This is a genomic window from Catellatospora sichuanensis, assembly GCF_007483665.1.
Classification (GTDB): domain Bacteria; phylum Actinomycetota; class Actinomycetes; order Mycobacteriales; family Micromonosporaceae; genus Catellatospora; species Catellatospora sichuanensis.
Map to the genome: position 1 here is coordinate 68213 of NZ_VIQO01000011.1, position 21399 is coordinate 89611.

Here is a 21399-nt window from a genome sequence, read left to right on the forward strand (position 1 = left end):
GGTCAACTTCAGTCAAGCCGTGTTGCCAAACAGGCAAATCACGATGAGCGCCCTGGCAACACATGTGTTTGCCACTGAGAACGGCACGAACCCTTCAGGAGATCGGCCGCGGTTCGGTCGACGAACGCGTCGCGGACCCGAGCGTTGCTGGTTCGAGGAAGACGCTCCGCACCTGCCGGGACACGCCGCTCGAAGGTTTGCCAATGTTTGACAATAGTGGCATGATTCGCGAAGTCGGCAGCGATTCGTAGGGGTGGTGTGGCCCGTGGAACAGCCGGAGTTCGGTGCGCACATCAGGAGCCTGCGGCAGGCCCGAGGCCTGTCCCAGGCAGAGGTCGCCGGATCAGGCATGTCCATCAGTTATCTGTCCCGGATCGAGTCCGGGGCACGGCCGCCCACCGCCAAGACCGTCGACTACCTGAGTGAACGGCTCGGCGTCCCGGTCGCCACCCTCTCCAGCCCGCCCGCCAACCCGCTGCTGAAACTGATCGCGTTGATCACCTCGGGCGACCTCGACGACGCGACCGTCGCCCGGCTGCGCGACGCCGTCGCCGATGACGACATCGAGCCCGAAGTGCGCTGGCAGGGCTACTGGCTGCTGGCGGACGCGCTGGCCCGGCGAGGGCTGCTCGCGCAGGAACGCGAGGTGTTGCGCTCCGTCGACGAACTCAGTGACACGATCAAGGTGCCGGAGCTCAGCGCCCGGGTGTGCACGCGGCTGGCCCGGTGCGAGCGCTCCCTGGGCAACGTCGCGGAGGCCCACCTGCTCGCCCAGCGCGCGCTGCAGACGGCTCAGGACAACGCCTTGGCGGTGGCGGACATCGCCCGGCCACTCATGATCCTCATCTCCGCCGAAGCGGAACTCGGCCGGCTGCCGAAGGCCCGCGAACTGGCCGACCGGCTCACCGAGCTCGTCGCCGGGACATCAGGCACGCTGCGGGTCGAGGCGCTCTGGACGACGGCGCAGGTCAGCATGCGCCAGGGCGACATCACGGCGGCCCGGCAGGCGATCGAGTCGGCATTGGATGCGCTGAGCAGCCACGACGATCTCATGCTCTGGCTTCGGGTTCGCCTTGCCGCGGCTTCGCTCTACCTGCAGGCGTCCCCGGCCGATCCGTACGCGGCCGCGCGCCGGCTCGACGAGGCCGAGCCTGCGGTGCAACTCATCGGCCAGCCGCTGCACGACGAGGAGTTCCGGCTGCTGCGGGCTGCCGTCGCGTTCGAGCGAGGTGACCTGCCCACCGCGCAGGTGCTCTGCGACCGGCTGGAAGACTCCCACGAGCACCTGACCTTCCGCGATCAGATCCGGCTCGGTGTGCTCGCGAACCGGCTGCGCATCATGGCCGGCGACCGCGAGACCGGCATCGCCAACATCAGCGAGCTGGCCCAGCGCACCCAGGAAGCCATGAACATCGACCTGACCGCCGAGATCTGGCGCACCCTCGCCGAGACCCTGGCGGCCACGCCACCGACCCGGTAGACAGCCGAGCGCGGGCCGGGCCGGCCACCTGCGGCCAGCCCGGCCCGCGCGGGGCCGTTGCGGCGACCGCCCCCGTGGCGGCGCCGTATACGGCGAGGTCAGACCGCGATCACGCGGCCGGTACGCCGATCAGGGCCAGTCGATGTTGGCGCGCGGGTCGATCTCGGGACCGTCGGCGAGCACGACCGACGTCGGCTGGACGGGCTCGTTCGGCTCGATGGTCGCGCCGACGGCGACCGCGAACACGGTGGCGAGTGCGGCGAGGCCGCCGACGAGCAGCAGGCGTGCGTTGTTGAACATGGGCTTCCTCCGTGGGGGATGGTCCGTCAGGCCGGTTGTTCGCCGACCCGCCCCGGCACGGTAGCGGACTTGCCAACGGGGCGCAAACTTGAGCTCACCAATTGTCAATCTTGGCAACATGCTTCTATGCCAGGTGAGGGCGCTGCGGGTGGAGCGGGAGCATCGGTTCGCCGGAGCCCTCCGCAGCCCTGGAGACGCTCATTTTGACAACGTTGCACACTGCGGCTCGATGGCCGGCGATGAGCGCTCCCCCGATACACCGCTCGAGTAGGCCATCGGCTCTGCTCATGACGGCCTGGGGGCACGCCTGTCCCTACGCTGGGCGAGCTCTTCGTCGTCCACCAGGACGAGCATCGGTTTGCCCGGCTCGCACAACATGGTGACGGTGAAACGCAGCCGCACGTCGTCGCGGTTGTTGCCGTCCTGGTAGTGGATGACGTCGCCGCCCGCTTCCCAGAACGCCTCTCCGGCGCGCACGACCCGCTCGGGTTCGCCCTCCAGCTCCAGCAGCATCTCGCCTTCCAGCACGTAGCCGAACGCCGGGCCGGAGTGCCGGTGCGGCGGCGTGCCGGGATCGCCGGGCGGATACTCGATGACCACGGTCATCGCGTGCGCTCCCGCCGGGATGAAGGGCGGCTCCGCCTCCTGCAGCATGGTGAGGGCCGTCTGCCAGGCCGTCGATCGCGGCTGCTGCGCGGTGGTCGGATCGTTGTCTGCCATGGGAGATACCTCCGAGACGAGTCGTGGTGGAGTCTGCGGTGCTCGCCGGCTGCCCGGCCGGGCGCGCCGTCATGCCGACGCGACGCCATCCGAAGCGAGGGCCAGCAGGTCGGCCAGGCTGAAGTCCGGCCCGGCGGTGGGCAGGGTCGGCCGCCAGCCCGGTGCCAGGCTCAGGTAGCTCGCGGCGTCGGCGCGCTGCAGGCCGATGAGGACCTCCGCGACGATGCACCCGCCGACCGGGCCGAGCCGGTCGCCGTCGCCGCGATGCTCGGCCTCCTTGAGGATGTAGAACCACAGCGGAGTGCCCTGCGGCCAGCTCTGCTCCAGTTCGTCGGCGGTCAGCGGGTCCACGCCCAGCAGCCGGGCGACCGCCTCGCCGCTGGGCAGCGCGGTGGTGTCGCCGCGCAGCAGGTCGCGGACGGCCAGCGAGCGGTAGGCCGCGGTGTCGACCGCGCCGGTGACCTGCTCGGGCAGGCCGATGAGGCTGGCGGCGAGCCGCCCGTCGAGGCGTTTGGCGCGCTGCGCAGGCGGGTGGCCGGGCAGATCGAAGACCTGCGCGAGGTCCAGGCGGCGGTCGGCGGGCAGCGGGCCGAATCCGACCAGGTCGGGAAAGAGCGGCACGGCGGGACCGCCGTCGACGAGCCGGTAGGTGTGCCGGATCTGGCCGTGGCCGTAGCGGAACGCGGCGTCGGCGAACTCGAGCGGGATGTACGCCTGTCCCGCCGGCGGCGCGAACCACCGGCCGCCTTCGGCGAGCACCTGCTCGACCAGCGTGGCTCCGACCAGCCGCGGCAGGAAGTCGTGGACGATGATCCACTGGTAGTGCCAGGTGAGGGTGATGCGCGCCTTGTCGAACAGATCCGGCTCGGGCACGTCTGCCACGCGAAGCAGGTCGACGATGCGGTTGTGCGCACGCATCAGCGCGATGTGCAGCGTCAACGCGAACAGGTGCGAGTCGTTACGCGGGTCGCCGATGAGTGCGACGCCCTGGGCGTTGCGCTGCACGTCGCCGCCGTCCGGGCCGAGCAGGAACTTCGCCGCGTCGTGCAGGTCGTACAGGTAGGGCGAGCCGATCGGGCCGTCGGAGTAGACCATCTCCAGGTTGAGCTTCGGGGCGCGGGCGTTGCGCAGCGCCTCGGGATCGACGCCGCCCATGATGGGTGAGCGGTCGGCGGTGATGTCGTGGGCGATGAGCTGGCCGAAGAAGGGCCATCCGGCGGCCTCGGCGGCGTCGTCGCGGCCGGGACCGAGCCGGTCCAGCGCCGCGGTGGCGTCGCAGACCCCGCCGTCGGCGCCCGCACGCATCAGCAGTTGCGGGTCGGTGCCCAGCGGGGCGAGACCCGGGAACATACGGCCGTAGCGCGCCGCCCCGGTGGGCCGGTCGACCGCGCGGGCCAGGCTGAGGCAGTGGTCGCGGGCGGCCACCCGGCTGCCGTGCGGGTGTGCTGGAGCGCTGCTCACCTGCCGAGCGTATGCCGGGGCAGGGCCCGGTTCGGACCGGTTGGTCAGATGCCCCGTCGTCATGACGACCTCGGCTGCCCCGGCTCACGGCCGATGTCGTCGGGCCGGGAGTCGTCTTCCAGGGCCTCGACCGCACCGAGCAGGCTGCGGAGCCCGACCTCCTCGCTCTGGGCGTACGCCGGATCGAAGACCCACTCGTCCATGGGCACCGCGGCTGCCTCCTCCTCGGGCAGGCTGGACTCGGCCACGGACAGCTCGGCCTTCACTTCGACCTCGAGCTCGTGCAGAAAGGCGCTGTCGCCGGTCGGGGTGTACATCTCTCCTCCAGGATGTGTCATTTCGCGGGTGCGTCTCGGCCCGGCCGATCGCGGTGGCGGATCTCGCCGAGCATCGCGTCGTCGTCCGGCAGCCGGGGCGGGGTTGGCCCGTCCACCAGCTAAGACAGGGCAGGCCCGCGGCCTGTGACAGCTCCCGCGAAATTCCTCGGCGTGAGATTCCGGCGCGACCGGTGTCACCGCGGCGTGCCCGTCAGTACGCCGCGTTCACGCGTCCTGCGCGAGCGGCGGACCGGGTCGGCGCGCCGGCCCGCCGGAGAGATCCGGCTCGGTCGGGGTGGACTTCGCCGCGGAGATGCTCGCGAGTTTGGCGGGGTTCATCACCCACATGATCTGATCGATGCCGTGGTCCGTGGCGCTGATCGTCACCAGCACGAAGGCGGTGCCATCGCGGGAGATCAGCACCGACGGCCGGCCGTTGGCCTCGACCCAGCTGAGTTCGGCACCGGCCCAGAAGGTCGGCGCGAACGCCACGAGGAACTTCGCCACGGTCGTCCTGCCGGCCACGGGGTGCCGGGCGGCCCGGACCGCCCCGCCGCCGTCGGAGTAGCTGACGACCTCCGACGCGAAAAGCTCCTCCAGCGCGGAGAAGTCCCCCTTGCGGGCAGCGGCCAGGAAGGCGGTCAGCAGGCGCCGCTGTTCGGTCGGGCGCACCGACCCGCGGCGTCGGTCGGCGACCCGTTTGCGGGCCCGGCTGACCAGCTGCCGAGTGTTGTCCTCGGTCGCCTGGACGATGCCCGCTATCTGCTCATACGGGTAGTGGAAGGCCTCGCGGAGCACATACGCGGCGCGTTCGGTCGGCGACAGCTTCTCCATCAGGACCAGGATCGCCAATTCGAGCGCCTCGCCGGTTTCGGCACCCAGCGCCGGGTCTGCGCTGGTGTCGACCGGTTCGGGCAGCCAGGGCCCGATGTAGGTCTCGCGACGTGCCCGAGCTGATCGAAGGGCGTTGATCGCCAGCCGCGTCGTCGTGGTGGCCAGGAAAGCGCCCGGATCGCGCACCGCGTCGCGGTCGCAGGTCTGCCACCGCAGCCAAGCCTCCTGCACGATGTCCTCGGCCTCGGCCGAGCTGCCGAGCATCCGGTAGGCGATCCCGAACAGCCGCGACCGGAGGCTCGCGAACACCGACGCGGCCACCTCGAGAGCAGCCGCCGACGGTTGATCCGGAGCCGGCACACCACCATGCTAACGATCTTTCCCGCTCGGCTGGCACCGATTCGCAACGGATCATGGCAAATCGGTGGACTGTTGCAACCTCGTGTCGAGCGGCATCCGTTAGGAGTGGAGGCGCCGGCCGCACCCTCGGCGGTTCGCCTCGATCCAGAAAGGAGTCCGATGTGATCCACATCAGACCCCGAACCCTCCTGCTCGCACTGCCGGCCGCATTGCTGGCCGCCACACTCGGCGCCGCGGGCGTCGGTGCCGCGGACCAGCCCGCCCACGGCGCCGTTCGCACACCTTTGCCGGCCGGCCGGCAATACACGGTCACACTGCTCACCGGCGACGTCGTGACGGTGCAGACCCGGCAGTCGGGCTGCCCGGTGGTCTCGGTCAGACCGGCGAACCCCAGCGGGGTGCTCCAGCGCAGCTGCGGCCCCGACGGCCACGTCCGGGTCGTGCCGGGGCAGGCGGCGGCGCTGATCGGCTCGGTACTGGACGAGTCGCTGTTCGACGTGACCACCCTGATCCTCGAGGGCTACGACGACGCGCGGTCCAAGGACCTCCCGCTGATCGTGCGACAGGGCGACGGCCCGCAGGCGAGACGGTCGCTGACCACCGCCCTGGGCCGGGTGCGGACGCTGGCGAGCATCGGGGCGGTGGCAGGCCGCCAGCCCAAGGCGAAGGCGGCCGACTTCACCGAGGCGCTTTCGCAACTCCCCGCTGGGCGCGCCGCCGACGGCTCCGGAACCCGCGTGTGGCTGGACCGTCGGGTACGGGCGACCGCGGAGTCGGGCGGCACCGGTCTCGACGCCAACCTGCGCCAGGTGTCGGCGCCGCAGGCGTGGGCAGCCGGGTTCACCGGCCGCGGCACGAAGGTGGCCGTGCTCGACACCGGTGTCGACTTCACCCACCCCGACCTGACGGGCCGCATCGCGCAGTGGGCCGACTTCAGCAGCGACGACGGCGACGGTGTCGACCGCTTCGGGCACGGCACCCACGTCGCCGCCACCATCGCGGGCACGGGCGCAGGCTCGGCCGGTGCGCGCCGCGGTGTCGCCCCGGAGGCCGACCTGCTGATCGGCAAGGTGCTCGACGACTCCGGCTACGGCACCGACTCGCAGATCATCGCCGGGATGGAATGGGCGGCCGCCCGCGCCGATGTGATCAACATGAGCCTGGGCGGCTGGGAGCCGAGCGACGGCACCGACCCGCTGTCGCTGGCCGTCGACGCGTTGACCGGCCGGCACGGCACCCTGTTCGTCGTGGCCGCCGGCAACGACGGCCCGGCCGACGGCACCGTCTCGTCACCGGCCGCGGCCGCCTCCGCGCTGACCGTTGGGGCGGTGGACAGCCGCGACGTGCCGGCCGACTTCTCCGGCCGCGGCCCGCTGATCAACACTCGCGCGGCCAAGCCCGAACTGGTCGCGCCGGGGGTGGACATCGTCGCCGCGCGAGCGGCCGGCACCAGCATGGGCCGGGTGATCGACGCCCGGTACACGGCTGCGTCCGGCACCTCGATGGCCACGCCGCATGTCGCCGGTGCGGCCGCGATCCTCGCCCAGCGCCATCCGGACTGGACAGCCGCGCAGTACAAAGCCGCGCTGGTCGGTGCGGGCGACCCGCTCGCCGGCGCCGACCCGTACACGGTCGGCGCGGGCCGCCTGAACGTCGTGCGCGCGCTGCACGGCGCGGTCAGCGGGCAACCGGTCGTCAACCTGGGCACGTTCGCCCATCCGCAATCGGGCACCGCGCGGGCGGCGCTGTCGTGGACGAACACCGCGGCGCTGCTGCCCGCGGCGTTGCGGTTCAGCGTGGCCGTCACGGACCGGCACGGGACGAGCGCTCCCGCCGGCACCGCGACCCTGTCGGCGCGGTCGGCGGTCCTCGCCCCCGGCATGAAGGCATCGGTCGACCTGCGGATCGACCGGGCCCGGCTCGCAACCTCCCCCGGGTTGTACACGGCCGTGGTCACCGCACGCACGCCGACCGGATCGTTCGTGGCCGGCACCCCGGTGACGTTCTACGTGGAGCCGCCCAGCCACGAATTGGCGCTGACCTCGACCCCGTTGCCGCAGACCCCGGCCGACGCCGAGGTCCTGGTATGGGCGAACGTGGTGAACCTCGACGATCGCGCGCTGTATGCGGTGCGCTGGGACGTCCCGCCGGGCGAGACCGTGCGGGTGCGGGTGCCCGCCGGCCGGTACAGCGTGATGGCCTCGATCTGGGACCTGTCCTCGACGTCGTGGCGGATGGGCCTGATCGGCGACCCGGACGTGCCGGTGGCCGCGGACACCGCCCTGGTGCTCGACGGCGCGCGGGCGAAGCCGGTGACCGCCGCCGTGGACGGGGTCGAGACCGTACCGAACGCGGTCGGGCTCACCTACGAGCAGACGCCGCGGCACGGTCCGGGCTGGACGGACTTCGCCTTCGCGTGGGGTGAGGACGCCCGCAAGGGCAGCGTGTTCGCCACCCCGGTGAGCGGACCGGGCCTGGGCACGTTCGACGCCTACGCCTCGTACTCGCTCGTCGCACCCGGGCAGGGGCCGAGCCCGTTCCTGTACGACCTGATCCGGCCGTTGGGCCACGGGATCCCACCGGACCTCGACTACCGGATCGGCACGGCCGAGCAGGCCAGGCTCGCCCGCATCGAGCAGCGGTTCCATCTCCTGGACACGCCGGAGACCTACGTCGGGCACAAGCGGTACGGCTTCAGCCCGTCCGGGGGGTACATCGCCGAGGGCTCGACCGACGGCGTCGCCGGCGAGCGCGTGGACTACGTCACGCCGGGCTACGTGTGGAAGGACGAGGCGTTCTACGACGCCGGGATCGGCTACGGCGTGGTGACCCAGGAGTCCGGGCGAACGTACGCCCCGGGCAGCCGGCAGCAGAAGGTGTGGGTACGCCAGCCGCTGCGGCCGGACTGGTACGACGATCCGGTGCCGTCGTCGAGCAGCTGCGCGCCCACGCCGGTGCGGCGTACCAGCGGCAACCTCCATGTCGAGCTGGTCGACCTGACCGACGAGCATCAGCGCTTCGACTGTCTGGGCTGGGGTGACGGCTGGTCGATGACCACGCGAACGCTGACCCTGCACCGCGACGGCAAGCTGCTGGGGCAGCGGCCCGAGTCGTTCGGCGACTTCCCGATCCCGGTGGGCGCCGCCACCTACCGGCTCACCTACGACCTGGACGCCAGTGCTCTGCTTCCGGTCTCCACCCGGGTCACCACCGCCTGGACCTTCCGGTCGGCCGCGCCCGCGGGGACCGAGAGCGCACCGGTGGCCCTGCTGTCGGTCGACTACGCGCTGCCGCTGGACGTGGCGAACCGCCCGACCGGGGGCAGCGCCCGGTTCACGGTCCGCCAGGCACACGGTGTGCCGCGGCAGCACATCACGTCGTTCCAGCTGTGGACCTCATGGGACGACGGGGCGAGCTGGCAGCGGGTAACCGTGTCGGCAGACGGCGACGGCTTCGCCGCGACGCTGCCGACGCCGTCGGCCGGTCAGGCCGTCTCGCTGCGGGTGAAGGTCGGCGCCTCGGCCGGCAGCGCCCTGGAGCAGACCATCATCCGGGCTTATCGCGCCGGCTGACGCCGGAATCCGTCGCGAACACCGGTGGCCGTGCCGGGCTGGGTACTCACCCGGCCCGGCACGGCCATTATCGATTGTTCCCAACAAATGGAACTCCTATTTCGCAGATAGGAGATGTGGGATAACGTCTGGGCCATGACAAGCCGGCAGACCCCGCTCGACGCCACCGCAGTCGCGGTGTCGCGGGGATGCTGCCGCTGCTGGACCACGGCGCGCGGCTGCTGCTGCTGAGCACACAGCACCGCCGTCCCCTCGCGACGCAGCCGGTCGACGACCGGTTGCTGCTTCGCTGACCGATCCACGGCCGCGCCATGCCGCGCCGCGCTCATCCATGCCCGTGACCCGGCCACCTCCGCGACGGCACACCACCGCTCCACCACCCGGCGCGGTATGCCGCCGTGCGTCCATCCACGAAGGAGTCACCAGTGAAACCGCCACCCATGGACCGCAGGGCGTTCCTGTCCGCCACCCTCGGCGCCGTCGCGTTGAGCCTGACCGCCTGCGCCCAGGACGAGACGCCCGCCGGGGCGCTGGCCCTCACCGCCGCGCTGCCCGCGACCGTGCCGAGCGGCACCAAGCTCGTCGTGGGCGACAAGGAGCACCAGAAGGCGATCGAGTTCTCCGGCGCGGCGAAGCAGCTGACGTTCCAGGTGGAGTGGGCCAACCTCAGCGGCGGCCCGCAGACCCTGGAGGCGTTCCGCGCCCGGGCGCTGGACATCGGCTCGGTCGCCGACATCCCCCCGATCCACTCCCACTGGACCGGCATCCCCACGAAGATCGTAGCCTCGAAGTTCCGGCAGGACCCGCTCAACCACGCCATCTACCGGCTGGGCATCGCGCCCGGGGCCGCGGTCGGCTCCCTGTCCGACATCAGGGGCAAGAAGGTCGCGTACAGCCCGGGGCAGGCGCAGGGCGCGCTGGTGCTGCGGGTGCTGCACAAGGCCGGGCTGACCAAGAAGGACGTCGAGCTGATCGAGCTGCCGAGCACCGGCGACGTCTACGCCAACGCGCTCGCCAGCCGCCAGGTCGACGTCGCCCCGATCGGGGGTGTCCAGGTCAAACGCTACGAGACCAAGTACGGCAAGGACGGCGCGACGACCATCGCGCACGGGCTGCGCGACGATCCCGGTCACCTGTACGCGCCCGTCACCGTGCTGGCCGACCCGGCGAAGGCTGCCGCGATCCGGGAGTACGTGCAGGTGTGGGCCCGGGCCTGGCGGTGGCGCGAAGCCAACCCCGACGAATGGATCGAGCGGTACTACGTCAAGGACCAGGGCCTGACCACCGAGGACGGGCGGTGGATCGTCGCCAACGTGGGCGTGGCCGACATCCCGCCGACCTGGACCGAGGCGATCGCCCGGCACCAGGAGACCATCGACCTGTTGGCCAAGGAGACCGGCAACAAGCCGCTCAAGGCCGAGGACCTCTACGACCGGCGGTACGAGACCGTCGCCGCCGACGCGCTCGCCGCAGGAGGTGCCCGGTGACCGCTTCCGTGCTCGCCAGGCCCCGGACGTCCGCGGCGACCGCCCCCGCCCGCAGACCGAGACGCCGCCTCGGGCCGGGCCGGGCCGTCCCGTTCGCGGCGGCCCTCGGCCCGCTGCTGCTCCTGGCGCTGTGGGCGGTCGGCTCGGCGGCGGGCTGGCTCGACTCCCGGACCCTGTCGGCCCCCTGGACCGTCGTGACGACGGCGGGTGAGCTCATCGCCGACGGCCGTCTGCAGGACAACCTGGCCGTATCGGCCCAGCGGGCCGGACTCGGCCTGGCCATCGGGACCGTCATCGGCACGGTGCTCGCGCTGATCTCCGGCCTCAGCCGGTGGGGCGAGGCCGTCCTCGACGGCCCGGTCCAGATCAAACGGGCCATCCCGGGCGTCGCGCTGATCCCGCTGCTCGTCCTCTGGCTCGGCATCGGCGAGCAGATGAAGATCACCACGATCGTGCTCGGCGTCTTCGTGCCCGTCTACATCCACACCCACAACGGGCTGCGCAGCATCGACAGCCGATACGTCGAACTGGGCGAGTCGCTGCGGCTGCGGCCGGCCGTGTTCCTGCGCCGGATCGTACTGCCCGGCGCGCTGCCCGGCTTCCTGCTCGGCATGCGGTTCGCGGTCGTCGGGGCGTGGCTGTCCCTGGTGGTCGTCGAACAGATCAACTCGACCAGCGGCATCGGCTACATGATGGAACTGGCCCGCCAGTACGGCCAGACGGACATCATCATCGTCGGACTCGTGCTGTACGGGCTGCTCGGGCTGCTGTCCGACGGCGCCGTCCGGCTCGTGCAGAGGAGGGCGCTGTCATGGCGACGCACCCTGGCGGACTGACCAGCACGCGCACGGTGCGCATCCGGGGACTGCGGCGCCGCTTCGGCTCCCGCACCGTCCTCGACGGCCTCGACCTGGAGATCGGCGCGGGTGAGTTCGTGGCGCTGCTGGGCCGTAGCGGCTCGGGCAAGAGCACCCTGCTGCGCGCGCTGGCGGGCCTGGACCGCGACGTTGCGGGCTCCGGCCTGATCGACGTGCCGGAGAAGTCCTCGGTCGTGTTCCAGGACGCCCGGCTGCTGCCCTGGCAGCACGTCCTGGACAACGTCGTGCTCGGGCTGCCCGCGCCGGACGCGCCGCAGCGCGGCCGGGCGGCCCTGGCCGAGGTCGGGCTCGCCGGGCGGGAGCAGGCCTGGCCCCATCAGCTATCCGGCGGCGAGCAGCAGCGGGTCGCGCTGGCCCGGGCCCTGGTGTCCGAACCGGAGCTGCTGCTGGCCGACGAGCCCTTCGGCGCGCTGGACGCGCTGACCCGGCTGCGCATGCACGACCTGCTGCGCGAGCTGTGCGCCCGGCACCGGCCCGCCGTCCTGCTCGTCACGCACGACGTCGACGAGGCCGTCACGCTCGCCGACCGGGTCCTGGTGATCGACCAGGGGCGGATCACCGTCGACACCGCCATCGACCTGGCGGCGCCCCGCTCCCACCGGCAGCCGCAGTTCCTGGCGTACCGGGAGTCACTGCTACAGGCGCTGGGCGTCGACCACACGGAGGGATGACCATGCTGCACCTCAACGCGTTCCTGATGGGCGTCGGCCATCACGAGGCCGCCTGGCGGCTGCCGGAGAGCGACCCGTTCGCGCAGACCGACGTGGAGCACTTCAAACACCTGGCCCGCGTCGCCGAGCGCGGCAGACTCGACTCGCTGTTCCTGGCCGACAGTCCGGTGCTGTGGAACAGCATCGGCCGACGGCCGTCCGGCACCCTCGAACCCACCGTGCTGCTGACGGCGCTGGCCGGGGCGACCGAGCACATCGGGCTGATCGCGACCGCGTCGACGACCTACAACGAGCCGTTCAACCTGGCCCGCCGGTTCGCCTCGCTGGATCACATCAGCGGTGGCCGGGCGGGCTGGAACATCGTCACCACCGCCGGCGTGGACGCGGCCCGCAACTTCAACCTCGACGAGCTGCCCGCCCACCGCGACCGGTACGAACGGGCCGCCGAGTTCGTCGACGTGTCGCTGAAGCTGTGGGACAGCTGGGACGATGACGCGCCGCTGGGCGACAAGGAGGGCGGGCGGTGGGGCGACGACACGTTGCTCTACCCCACAGCGCACTCCGGTGTGCACTTCCGCGTCGCCGGACCGCTCAACGTCCCACGCTCGCCGCAGGGTCACCCGCTGCTCGTGCAGGCGGGGTCGTCCGAGGACGGCAAGGAGCTGGCCGCCCGATACGCCGAGGCGGTCTTCACCGCCCAGCAGACGCTCACCGAGGCCCAGGCGTTCTACCGCGACCTCAAGTCGCGCACCGCGCAGGCCGGCCGCGACCCGGACACGATCAAGATCCTGCCGGGGATCGTGCCGGCGATCGGATCCACCGAGGCCGAGGCCCACGCGCTGGAGGCCGAGCTGGACCGCCTGATCAAGCCCGAGTACGCGCGGCGGCAGCTCGCCACCACGCTGCGGGTCGCCCCCGAAGACCTCGACCTGGACCGGGAGCTGCCCGCCGACCTGCCCGACGAGGACGAGATCGAGGGCGCCAAGAGCCGGTACACCCTGATCGTGTCCCTGGCCCGGCGGGAGCGGCTGACCGTACGCCAGCTCATCGGACGCCTCGGCGGCGGGCGCGGGCACCGCACGTTCGCAGGCACGCCCGAGCAGGTCGCCGACGCCGTCGAGGAGTGGTACCGCAGCGGCGCCGCCGACGGGTTCAACATCATGCCGCCGGTGCTGCCGTCCGGGCTGGAGACGTTCGTCGACCACGTCGTGCCGATCCTGCAGCGCCGAGGGCTGTTCCGCACCGAGTACACGGGCACCACCCTGCGCGACCACTACGGGCTGCCACGCCCGGCCAACCGGTTCACCCGGCAGCCCGCCACCGCAACTCGCTGACCCCCCAGAGAGGACACCTGCCATGGTCGAATATCGGCCCTTCGGAAGCACCGGCGTACAGATCAGCTCGCTGACACTCGGCGCGATGAACTTCGGACAGCGGGGCAACCCGGACCACGAGGACGGCATCCGGATCATCCACCGGGCGCTCGACGAGGGCATCAACGCCGTCGACACCGCCGACGTCTACTCCCACGGCGAATCCGAACAGATCGTGGGCAAGGCGCTGGCCGGTGGGCGGCGCGACGACGTCTTCCTCGCCACCAAGTTCCACGGCCAGGTCGGCGACCACCCGCACCACCGGGGCAACTCCCGCCGCTGGATCCACCGGGCGGTGGAGGACAGCCTGCGCCGGCTGGGCACCGACTGGATCGACCTGTACCAGGTGCACCGGCCGGAGCCGGACACCGACTTCGACGAGACCCTGGGCGCGCTTTCCGACCTGGTCCGCCAAGGCAAGGTCCGCTACCTCGGCACCTCCACGTTCGAGCCGTCCGCCATCGTCGAAGGCCAGTGGACCGCGCAGCGGCGAGGGCGGGAACGGGTGGTCAGCGAGCAGCCGCCGTACTCGATCCTGGCTCGTGGCATCGAACGCGAGGTGCTGCCGGTGGCCCGGCGGCACGGGCTCGCGGTGATCCCGTGGAGCCCGCTCGCGGGCGGCTGGCTGTCCGGCCGGCACCAGGCCGGGCTCGCCGGGCCGGTCTCCCGCCGGGCCGACCGGTTCCCGGCCCGGTTCGACCCGGCCCTGCCCGCCAACGCCGGCAAGCTCGCCGCCGTGGCCGAGCTGACAGCGCTCGCCGAGGAGGCCGGACTGTCGCTGATCCACCTGGCGATCGCGTTCGTCCTGCAGCACCCGGCCGTCACGTCGGCGATCATCGGGCCGCGCACCCTGGCGCACCTGGAATCGCAGCTGGGCGCGGCCAAGGTGACGCTCTCCCCCGACGTGCTGGACCGCATCGACGCCATCGTCCCGCCCGGCACCACCCTCAACCCCGCCGACGCCGGCTACCAGCCGCCGTCGCTGACCGACCCGGCACAGCGCCGTCGCGCGCACCACTCCGGAGGAACCCCGTGACCGCCGAGTTCCTCTGGTACATCCCCAACCAGGCCAAGCCCGGCCATCGCGGCGACGACGTCGTCGACGGCCACAACAGCCTGCAGACCCTGGTCGGCCACGCGAAGGCGCTCGAGGAGCACGGCTGGGGCGGCGCGCTCATCGGGACCGGCTGGGGTCGGCCGGACACCTTCACCGTGGCCACCGCCCTGGCCACGCAGACCACGACGTTCCAGCCGCTGATCGCGATCCGGCCCGGTTACTGGCGACCGGCCCACTTCGCCTCAGCCGCCGCGACCCTGGACCACCTCACCGGCGGCCGCGTTCTGATCAACATCGTGTCGGGTAGGGACAACCTGGCCGCCTACGGCGACACCGAGGGCGAACAGGCGCACCGCTACGACCGCACCCGGGAGTTCCTGCGGATCGTACGCAGGCTGTGGACCGAGGAGAACGTGACGTACCACGGCGAGCACTTCAGCGTCACCGATGCCACCGTGGTGCCCCGGACGGTCGTCCGCGGCGACCGCAGGCACCCCCGCCTCTACTTCGGGGGCGCGTCCGAGGCCGCCGAGAACGTCGCCGCCACCGACGCCGACGTCCAGCTCTTCTGGGGCGAGCCGCTCGACGGCGTACGGGAACGGATCGAGCGGCTCCGGCTGCTGGAGCAGAAGCTGGAGCGCGAGCACGCCCCGCTGGAGTTCGGGCTGCGGATCACCACCCTCGTGCGCGACACCACGGAACAGGCCTGGGCCGACGCCGAAGCCAAGGTCGCGAGGATGGCCGACGCGCAGGACGCCACCTCGCGCGACCCGAGATGGCGGGCCGCCGTCGGTCAGCGGCGGCTGCTCGACCTCGCCGCGCGTGGCGAGGTGCTCGACGACAACCTGTACACCGCGCCCGGCCGGTACGGCGGCGGCGGAGCGGGCACGACCTGGCTGGTCGGATCGGCCGAGGACGTGGCGGCCTCGCTGCGCAGGTATCAGCAGCTCGGGGTCACCCACTTCGTGCTGTCCGACACTCCCTACCTGCCGGAGATCAGACGACAGGGCGACCGACTGCTGCCGCTGCTGCGCAGCTGACGTCCTATTTCGCGGCGAGGGCGACCAGGTCGGCGTAGCGCACGATCTGGCCGCCCGCAGCCCAGGTGCCGTCGGGCTGTTCGTGGATGAGCACCCAGACGCGCTGCCCGTCGGCGTCGGCCAGCCCGGCCGCGTCCAGCACGGCGGTCGTGATCTCGCCGACCAGGCCGGCCTTGCGGCGGTCGGACAGCGCACCCACCGGTACGGTGATCTCCACCCGGAACCGGGGGGCGTCGTCCTCGGCGGTGGTCTGCGCCCCGGCGGGCAGCTCGTGCAGGTAGGTCCAGGCGAGGCTGCGGAACAGGGCGTTGTCCGGTGCGCCTTCCCAGCGCAGCAGCACCGCGGCCAGGGTCTTCTGGATGCTGTCACGGCCGGCGGGCGTCAGCGCGCCCACGGGAGCAGTGAGTTGGATCATCGGCACGAGAAACTCCTCGGGGGCATACGATCGCGACGAGCCGTCGCCGGTGTCATGGCTATCCGGATCACCCTAATCCCGCTGGGCGCCACGGCCGCAGTCACGGGTTGAGTCTGGACTGCCAGTCCGCCGGAACCCGGCCGCGAGGCCCCGGCACCGGCTGATCGACCGGGTGGTGGGTGGGCGATGCGAGCGCAGGCCCCTTCATGAACGACTCGCTGCGGTAGTCCCAGAACCAGTCTTCGCCCGGTTCGAAACTGCAGATGACGGAGTGCCCGGTCGCCTTGGCGTGACCCGTCGCGTGTTGGGCCGGGGAGTTGTCACAACATCCGATATGACCGCAGGCCGCGCAGCGCCGCAGATGAAGCCACCAGGTGCCGGCCTGCTCGCATTCCACGCACCCCGTGCCGCTCGGCGGCACGCTCGGGTCTATGGCCGATTCGTCGTATCTCATGCGCTGACCTGCCCACCACGGCGGCATGTGCGGCCACCGCACCTTCAGGATGACAGGATCTCCTGCTCGCCGCAGCCGGAAGGCCACCTCGAAGGCCTGGTAGAGCTCGTCGCGCCGCGCGCCCTGGCGGGTCGGCCTCCCGCACCGGCCAGCTCGGCGATCACCTGACGCCGAGCGCGAACCGCGGCGGCAGCCGCTGCCCGGCCACCAGATCCGCGGCCAGCCGACCGATCAGCGGCGCGAACTTGAACCCGTGCCCGGAGAACCCGGCCAGCACGGTGACCGCCCCGTGCCGGTCGAGCACGAAGTCGTGATCGGGCGTGAGCGTGTAAAGGCACGTCGACGCGACGGCCCCGCTGGTGTCCACGCCGGGCACCCACCGCTCGGCGTACGCCACCACCTTCGCCAGCGCGGCCGGGTCCACGGCCCGGTCGCTGCGGTCCGCGTCGATTTGCGGGCCCACGCCGTGGAAGCCCACCTTCACCCCGTCGACGCTGCCCAGCCCATAGGCACCCGGCTCGGATCCGGTGGCGCCCCGGTAGTGCAGGAAACTCGGCCACGACAGCGGATCGGCTGCCGGGAAGTGCACCGGCTGCTCCTGCGTGACCCGCAGCCGCGGCAGGCCCGGCACCGTACGGGCCACCAGGTCCGGTGCCCAGCCGCCGACGGCCAGCACGACCGCGTCGGCGACGAGGACCTCCCCGCCGTCGGTGACGACCTCGACCCGGTCGTGACCCGCGGGCGTCACCGACGCCACCCGCACACCGTGCCGGAAGTCCGCCCCCGACTTCGCAGCCACCTGCCGGAACGCCGCGGTGGCACGGTCGGCGTGCACCCTGCCCGCGTCCGGATGGAACAGCACGTGCTCGTCGAAACGCAGGCCGGGCCACCGCTCGGCGGCCGCCGCCGGAGCCAGGATCTCGCCGGGCCGCCCTGCGGCGCGCAGTGCCGCCTCGATCGGTTCGACCCGCTCCCGCGGCCCGTGGTCGACCGCGCCGGTCAGGTCGAGGATCTCCTGTCCGGACTCCTGCTCCAGCTCCCGCCACAGTGGCAGGGCCCGTGCCGCCAGCTCGACGTAGAACGGGTCGGGATAGGCCAGCCTGAATATCCGCGAGCTGCCGTGGGAGCTGCCTCTGCCGTGCCCGGGCTCGAATTGTTCGAGCACGCTGACCTGGGCGTACGGGGCGAGGCTCCACGCGGCCGCCGACCCCATCACGCCACCGCCGACGACCACCACGTTGCGCATACCGCCACCTGTGCCTTCTGCCTCGCCGCCGAGGCGAGGATATCCCCCGTCGCGGCTCGGCGGCTCAGTCCAGCGGCCGATCGAGGTGCAGTTCGAGCCACGCCGCCAGCTCGGCGACCTCGCGGTCGACCGAGGCCGTCATCGCCTTCGTGAACGGCACATCCCGGTGGATCGCGTCGACGCGCAGCACGCCCGCACGCCGGTCGGCGGCGGCGTCGAGCTTGCCGACCAGCCGGTCGCCGTGCAGGATCGGCATCGCCCAGTAGCCCCACCGGCGTTTGGCCGCGGGTTTGTACATCTCGAGCTGGTACTCGAACTCGAACAGCTCGGTCATCCGCTTGCGATCGAAGACCAGCCGGTCCAGCGGCGACAGCAGTGCGGTCCGCCCGGTGAACGGCTGACCCACCTGGGCCGGGTCGACGCGCCAGCGGCCACGCAAACCCTCGATCACGGCGGGTTCACCGGCCTCGTCCACATCGACCGGTTCGACGGGATGTTTGGCGCTGCCGCTGCGGGCGATGCCCAGCGAACGCAGCCGCCGCTCGCCGCGGATCCGCGCCGCGTCACCGGCCGCGACCACGTCGTCATCGGGAAAGATGCGCTCCGCCAGGTCCCACAGCCGCTCGCGGCCGTCCCGGCCGGCGACGGCGACCTCGCCCCGGGCCTCCATCAACTCCAGCATCTTGAGCACGTTGCGGTCGTTGCTCCAGCCGCTCGACGGCCACCGCAGCTCACACGTGTCGGGCAGCTCCCGGGCCGGCAGCGGCCCGTCGGAGCGCAGGCGGCGCATGATGTCCATCCGGCAGCCGCGGTTGGCCTCGACCCAGTCGCGCCGATACTCCTGCCAGTCGAGCAGCTCGCCACGACCGGGCCAATCCGCCATGTCGGCGCGGTGGAGCGCGAGGTCCTCCGCGGGTCGGATCATGCCCTGCAGCTCCAGCAGAGCCTGGTTGCCCAGCGCGGCTTCCAGGTCCGCCGGCCGATAGGCCGACCCGAGCCGGGACCACAGCACCAGATCCGCGTTGGGCGCCACCGCCGCGGTCTGGTCGGCCTGGAGCAGCGTCAGCTGCCGCACGACGTCGAGCAGCGAGGACGGCCGTGGCCGGTCCAGCAGCTGGGCGCGTACGGCGATGCGGCGCGCCTCGGCGCGGGTCAGCTCATGAACCCCCACGGCCCGAGCCTAGGACACCGGTCCGACACCGCCCGAAATCCCGTCACCGCCGACGTCGGGCGGCATGCACGCCTGGACGATCCGGCGGTCCGCGCGCAGTACCGGTATGGCTTCGGTGTCCGGGTCGACGGCGGCACGCTCACGGTCGAGCTCTTCGCCGTCCGTCGCGGCTGACGCCGCTTTCGTCGGCCGGCGCGGCAAGCCTCAGCGCTCGCGCCGACGCTGCACTCCGCCCCAGATCAGCAGGACCACGATGGCTCCCAGCACCGACCCGATCAAGCCGGACGGGCGCAACGCCAGTCCGTCACCGCTGAGCAGGCTGATGCCCAGTCCGCCGACGAACGAACCGATGAGCCCGGCGGAGACCGCCTGCGGCCAGCGGACCTCTCGGAAACCGCCACCACGCACGATCAACCAGGCCAGCCAGCCGACCAGGAACCCCCATACCAAGATCGCAAGAATCAGCACGTCGAGCACCCTTCACGTCGACAGGCGGTCAAGCCGAGGTCCCGACACCCGCTGGGCATCGAGATTCTAGTGTCTCGTACTGATTTGCTATGTTCTGCCCGAATCAGCAAGTCCTGTCGGTTGCAGATGATCACTACACTCGGCGGCCAGCACGCGTGGGGCGGGGTCTCGCCGTTCGCCCGCGCGTAGGCCGAGTTCTACCGAGGAGGCGGTCCCGATGCGCCGGCAGCCACTGACCGAGGTCCGCACGCCGACCAGCTGGCGAGCGGAATGGGCCACACTCCACGACGACGGCCGGTTGACCGTCGAAGGCCAGAGCCTGAGCCGCGGCGCCGACTTCTTCGAGTACGAGTGGGCGTTCACGATCGCGCCCGCGGACATCGCAGCGCTGGTCACGGCGCTCGGCGGGCTGGACGGCGACGATCCGCTGGCGCTGCTGGCGACACTGTTCCAGGCCGAGTCCCGAGTCGACTTGCGCCGCCTGCTGCAACGCCACGGCGTCCAGTTCGGGTTCTGGAGCCGCGTCGGCGATTAGCGCAGACACGCCCCGGCCGGCCGGTGCCCGGCGGCGGCCGACTGCAAGGCACGCCGCGGGGCTGGCATGGCGCGGGTAGAGCCGAGGCCGACCGTACTGCCCGACGACGTGGACCCGCTGTTGTGGTTCACGACGGCCGGCTGTGCCGGTGAGCACTACCTCGTCGACAGCCCGACCTCTGACGGCGTGAGCAGGGATTATGCGGACCCGGCCCGGCTCGAACGGGCTGCCACCCTCTCCAACTGCGGACGCGCCCTTACCGGTTAGACGCGCCTTGGGCGGGTTATGTCGATCATAGGTTGACGTCGCCCGTCGAGCGCCGACATTTTCCGGCGGGCGTGATGCCGCCTGGTGGATCAGTCGTTCGACGCTGCGCTCCAGCGCTGGAGCGTCGCCGCGGCGGCACCGCTGTCGATCGCATCCGCGCAGCGGACCAGCGCCGCCGCCATCCGCTCGTCGAGGTCGCCTCCGCCGTCCATGGTCGCGCAGGCTGCCGCGGCGTTGAGCAGGACCGCGTCGCGCACTGGGCCGCGCTCCCCCGCCAGCACCGCGTGCACGACCGCGGCGTTCGCGCTCGCGTCTCCGCCGCGCAGCGCGCCGGGCGTGGACCGGGCGATGCCGAACCGCTCCGGGTCGAGCACGGTCCGCCGCACCACGCCGTCGCGTACCTCGATGACCTGCGACGTCGTACTCGTGGACAGCTTGTCCAGGCCGTCGTCGCCCCGCACGACCAGCGCCCGGCAGCCGCGGGTGGCGAGCACGTCGGCGAGCACCGGCAGGAAACGCGGGTCGGCCACCCCGACCAGCTGATGTGTGGGGCGAGCCGGGTTGATCAGCGGGGCGAGCACGTTGAAGACGGTCGGCACGCCCAGCTCGCGCCGCACCGGCCCGGCGTGCCGCATGCCGGCGTGGAATGCCGGAGCGAACAGGTAGACGATGCCCGCCTGCGCGGCCACCTTCGCCACCTGCGACGGCGACAGGACCAGCGGGATGCCGAGGCGTTCGATCACGTCGCCGGAGCCGGCCGAGGTCGACGACGCGGCCCGTCCGCCGTGCTTGACCACGGTGAGCCCGGTCGCCGCGACCACGATCGCGGCCATGGTGGACAGGTTCACGGCGCCGGTGCCGTCGCCGCCGGTGCCGACGATGTCGACGGTGGGGCCCGCGATGGTCACCGGCACGGCGTGCGCGAGCAGCGCGTCCGCCGCTCCTGCCACCTCGGTGGCGGTCTCGCCCTTGGCCCGCAGCGCGACCAGGTAGGCCGCGAGCTGCACCGGCGTGGCGTCGCCCTGCACGACCTGGCTCATCGCCCAGGCGGACTCGTCGGCGGTGAGGTCACCGGCGGCGAGCAGGGTGGTGAGAATCGTGGTCCAGTCCATCGTCCGTCCTCGAAGGTCGGGCCGACCGTCGAGGCCTGTCAACGACGACGGCCGCCTCGTCCGGAGGCGGCCGCGGTGTACGCGTGCAGGAGTGACCGCCTAGGAGGCGGGCCACCGGCCCTGACGACGCGAGATCATGCGGGGAAGGCTAGCACGCATCGACGAAGCGGCCCGCCCCGGT

Annotated in this window: 20 protein-coding genes; 9 read left to right on the forward strand and 11 right to left on the reverse strand. The window is 72.0% G+C overall.

Annotated elements, in window-relative coordinates:
• Positions 1–265 precede the first annotated feature (265 nt).
• Complete coding sequence (locus FLL47_RS22030; RefSeq protein ID WP_186315831.1) at positions 266–1480, forward strand: helix-turn-helix domain-containing protein; 1215 nt, start codon at positions 266–268, stop codon at positions 1478–1480.
• A gap of 129 nt (positions 1481–1609) precedes the next feature.
• Here the strand turns inward: FLL47_RS22030 and FLL47_RS43035 are convergent, their stop codons facing one another.
• The 5 genes from FLL47_RS43035 to FLL47_RS22050 all read right to left on the reverse strand — a co-directional run bounded on the left by FLL47_RS43035 (position 1610) and on the right by FLL47_RS22050 (position 5472).
• Complete coding sequence (locus FLL47_RS43035; RefSeq protein WP_186315832.1) at positions 1610–1780, reverse strand: hypothetical protein; 171 nt, start codon at positions 1778–1780, stop codon at positions 1610–1612.
• Positions 1781–2065: 285 nt separating this feature from the next.
• Complete coding sequence (locus FLL47_RS22035) at positions 2066–2500, reverse strand: cupin domain-containing protein (protein ID WP_144122461.1); 435 nt, start codon at positions 2498–2500, stop codon at positions 2066–2068.
• Between the two features lie 69 nt (positions 2501–2569).
• Positions 2570–3961, reverse strand: coding sequence for a peroxidase family protein (locus tag FLL47_RS22040; protein ID WP_246158403.1), 1392 nt, complete (start codon positions 3959–3961; stop codon positions 2570–2572).
• Between the two features lie 59 nt (positions 3962–4020).
• Complete coding sequence (locus FLL47_RS22045) at positions 4021–4278, reverse strand: hypothetical protein (protein ID WP_144122463.1); 258 nt, start codon at positions 4276–4278, stop codon at positions 4021–4023.
• A gap of 225 nt (positions 4279–4503) precedes the next feature.
• A complete protein-coding gene (locus tag FLL47_RS22050; RefSeq protein ID WP_144122464.1) occupies positions 4504–5472 on the reverse strand; it encodes an RNA polymerase sigma-70 factor in 969 nt (322 codons plus the stop codon).
• A 161-nt stretch (positions 5473–5633) separates the two neighbouring features.
• Here FLL47_RS22050 and FLL47_RS22055 point away from each other — a divergent pair, with 161 nt between their 5' ends.
• The 7 genes from FLL47_RS22055 to FLL47_RS22085 all read left to right on the forward strand — a co-directional run bounded on the left by FLL47_RS22055 (position 5634) and on the right by FLL47_RS22085 (position 15550).
• On the forward strand, positions 5634–9044 hold the full coding sequence (locus FLL47_RS22055) for a S8 family peptidase (RefSeq protein ID WP_246158406.1): 3411 nt from the start codon (positions 5634–5636) through the stop codon (positions 9042–9044).
• 425 nt (positions 9045–9469) lie between these two features.
• Complete coding sequence (locus FLL47_RS22060) at positions 9470–10531, forward strand: ABC transporter substrate-binding protein (protein WP_246158409.1); 1062 nt, start codon at positions 9470–9472, stop codon at positions 10529–10531.
• The gene (locus FLL47_RS22065) at positions 10528–11367 is read left to right on the forward strand and encodes an ABC transporter permease (protein WP_144122466.1); all 840 of its coding nucleotides are present in this window, start codon (positions 10528–10530) and stop codon (positions 11365–11367) included. The genes FLL47_RS22060 and FLL47_RS22065 overlap by 4 nt, the downstream gene beginning before the upstream one ends.
• A complete protein-coding gene (locus FLL47_RS22070; protein WP_144122467.1) occupies positions 11343–12080 on the forward strand; it encodes an ABC transporter ATP-binding protein in 738 nt (245 codons plus the stop codon). The genes FLL47_RS22065 and FLL47_RS22070 overlap by 25 nt, the downstream gene beginning before the upstream one ends.
• Positions 12077–13414: an LLM class flavin-dependent oxidoreductase gene (locus FLL47_RS22075; protein ID WP_144122468.1), complete on the forward strand. Its 1338-nt coding sequence runs from the start codon at positions 12077–12079 to the stop codon at positions 13412–13414. The genes FLL47_RS22070 and FLL47_RS22075 overlap by 4 nt, the downstream gene beginning before the upstream one ends.
• 22 nt (positions 13415–13436) lie before the next feature.
• Positions 13437–14489 (forward strand): aldo/keto reductase, encoded by a 1053-nt coding sequence (locus FLL47_RS22080; protein ID WP_144122469.1) that lies wholly within the window; start codon positions 13437–13439, stop codon positions 14487–14489.
• Positions 14486–15550: an LLM class flavin-dependent oxidoreductase gene (locus FLL47_RS22085; protein WP_144122470.1), complete on the forward strand. Its 1065-nt coding sequence runs from the start codon at positions 14486–14488 to the stop codon at positions 15548–15550. The genes FLL47_RS22080 and FLL47_RS22085 overlap by 4 nt, the downstream gene beginning before the upstream one ends.
• A gap of 4 nt (positions 15551–15554) precedes the next feature.
• Here the strand turns inward: FLL47_RS22085 and FLL47_RS22090 are convergent, their stop codons facing one another.
• The 5 genes from FLL47_RS22090 to FLL47_RS22110 all read right to left on the reverse strand — a co-directional run bounded on the left by FLL47_RS22090 (position 15555) and on the right by FLL47_RS22110 (position 19313).
• Positions 15555–15965: a tautomerase family protein gene (locus tag FLL47_RS22090; protein WP_246158458.1), complete on the reverse strand. Its 411-nt coding sequence runs from the start codon at positions 15963–15965 to the stop codon at positions 15555–15557.
• A gap of 100 nt (positions 15966–16065) precedes the next feature.
• Positions 16066–16419: a UBP-type zinc finger domain-containing protein gene (locus FLL47_RS22095; protein WP_144122472.1), complete on the reverse strand. Its 354-nt coding sequence runs from the start codon at positions 16417–16419 to the stop codon at positions 16066–16068.
• Positions 16420–16579: 160 nt separating this feature from the next.
• A complete protein-coding gene (locus tag FLL47_RS22100; protein ID WP_144122473.1) occupies positions 16580–17665 on the reverse strand; it encodes an FAD-dependent oxidoreductase in 1086 nt (361 codons plus the stop codon).
• Between the two features lie 64 nt (positions 17666–17729).
• Positions 17730–18836, reverse strand: coding sequence for a DNA glycosylase AlkZ-like family protein (locus tag FLL47_RS22105; RefSeq protein ID WP_144122474.1), 1107 nt, complete (start codon positions 18834–18836; stop codon positions 17730–17732).
• Between the two features lie 204 nt (positions 18837–19040).
• Positions 19041–19313, reverse strand: a complete 273-nt coding sequence (locus tag FLL47_RS22110; protein WP_222106138.1) for a GlsB/YeaQ/YmgE family stress response membrane protein — start codon at positions 19311–19313, stop codon at positions 19041–19043.
• A gap of 208 nt (positions 19314–19521) precedes the next feature.
• On the opposite strand from FLL47_RS22110, the gene FLL47_RS22115 reads away from it, so the two are divergent.
• Positions 19522–19839 (forward strand): hypothetical protein, encoded by a 318-nt coding sequence (locus tag FLL47_RS22115; protein ID WP_144122475.1) that lies wholly within the window; start codon positions 19522–19524, stop codon positions 19837–19839.
• Positions 19840–20195: 356 nt separating this feature from the next.
• On the opposite strand, the gene trpD is transcribed toward FLL47_RS22115, so the two are convergent.
• Positions 20196–21218, reverse strand: coding sequence for an anthranilate phosphoribosyltransferase (gene trpD / locus FLL47_RS22120; RefSeq protein ID WP_144122476.1), 1023 nt, complete (start codon positions 21216–21218; stop codon positions 20196–20198).
• Positions 21219–21399: the final 181 nt, after the last annotated feature.

What these genes read in the sequence shown, in the direction of transcription:
- FLL47_RS43035 (WP_186315832.1), bottom strand. Translation starts at nt 1,780, where the DNA reads ATGTTCAACAACGCACGCCTGCTGCTCGTCGGCGGCCTCGCCGCACTC.
- FLL47_RS22035 (WP_144122461.1), bottom strand. Translation starts at nt 2,500, where the DNA reads ATGGCAGACAACGATCCGACCACCGCGCAGCAGCCGCGATCGACGGCC.
- FLL47_RS22045 (WP_144122463.1), bottom strand. Translation starts at nt 4,278, where the DNA reads ATGTACACCCCGACCGGCGACAGCGCCTTTCTGCACGAGCTCGAGGTC.
- FLL47_RS22070 (WP_144122467.1), top strand. Translation starts at nt 11,343, where the DNA reads ATGGCGACGCACCCTGGCGGACTGACCAGCACGCGCACGGTGCGCATC.
- FLL47_RS22075 (WP_144122468.1), top strand. Translation starts at nt 12,077, where the DNA reads ATGACCATGCTGCACCTCAACGCGTTCCTGATGGGCGTCGGCCATCAC.
- FLL47_RS22080 (WP_144122469.1), top strand. Translation starts at nt 13,437, where the DNA reads ATGGTCGAATATCGGCCCTTCGGAAGCACCGGCGTACAGATCAGCTCG.
- FLL47_RS22090 (WP_246158458.1), bottom strand. Translation starts at nt 15,965, where the DNA reads ATGATCCAACTCACTGCTCCCGTGGGCGCGCTGACGCCCGCCGGCCGT.
- FLL47_RS22095 (WP_144122472.1), bottom strand. Translation starts at nt 16,419, where the DNA reads ATGAGATACGACGAATCGGCCATAGACCCGAGCGTGCCGCCGAGCGGC.
- FLL47_RS22100 (WP_144122473.1), bottom strand. Translation starts at nt 17,665, where the DNA reads ATGCGCAACGTGGTGGTCGTCGGCGGTGGCGTGATGGGGTCGGCGGCC.
- FLL47_RS22115 (WP_144122475.1), top strand. Translation starts at nt 19,522, where the DNA reads ATGCGCCGGCAGCCACTGACCGAGGTCCGCACGCCGACCAGCTGGCGA.
- trpD (WP_144122476.1), bottom strand. Translation starts at nt 21,218, where the DNA reads ATGGACTGGACCACGATTCTCACCACCCTGCTCGCCGCCGGTGACCTC.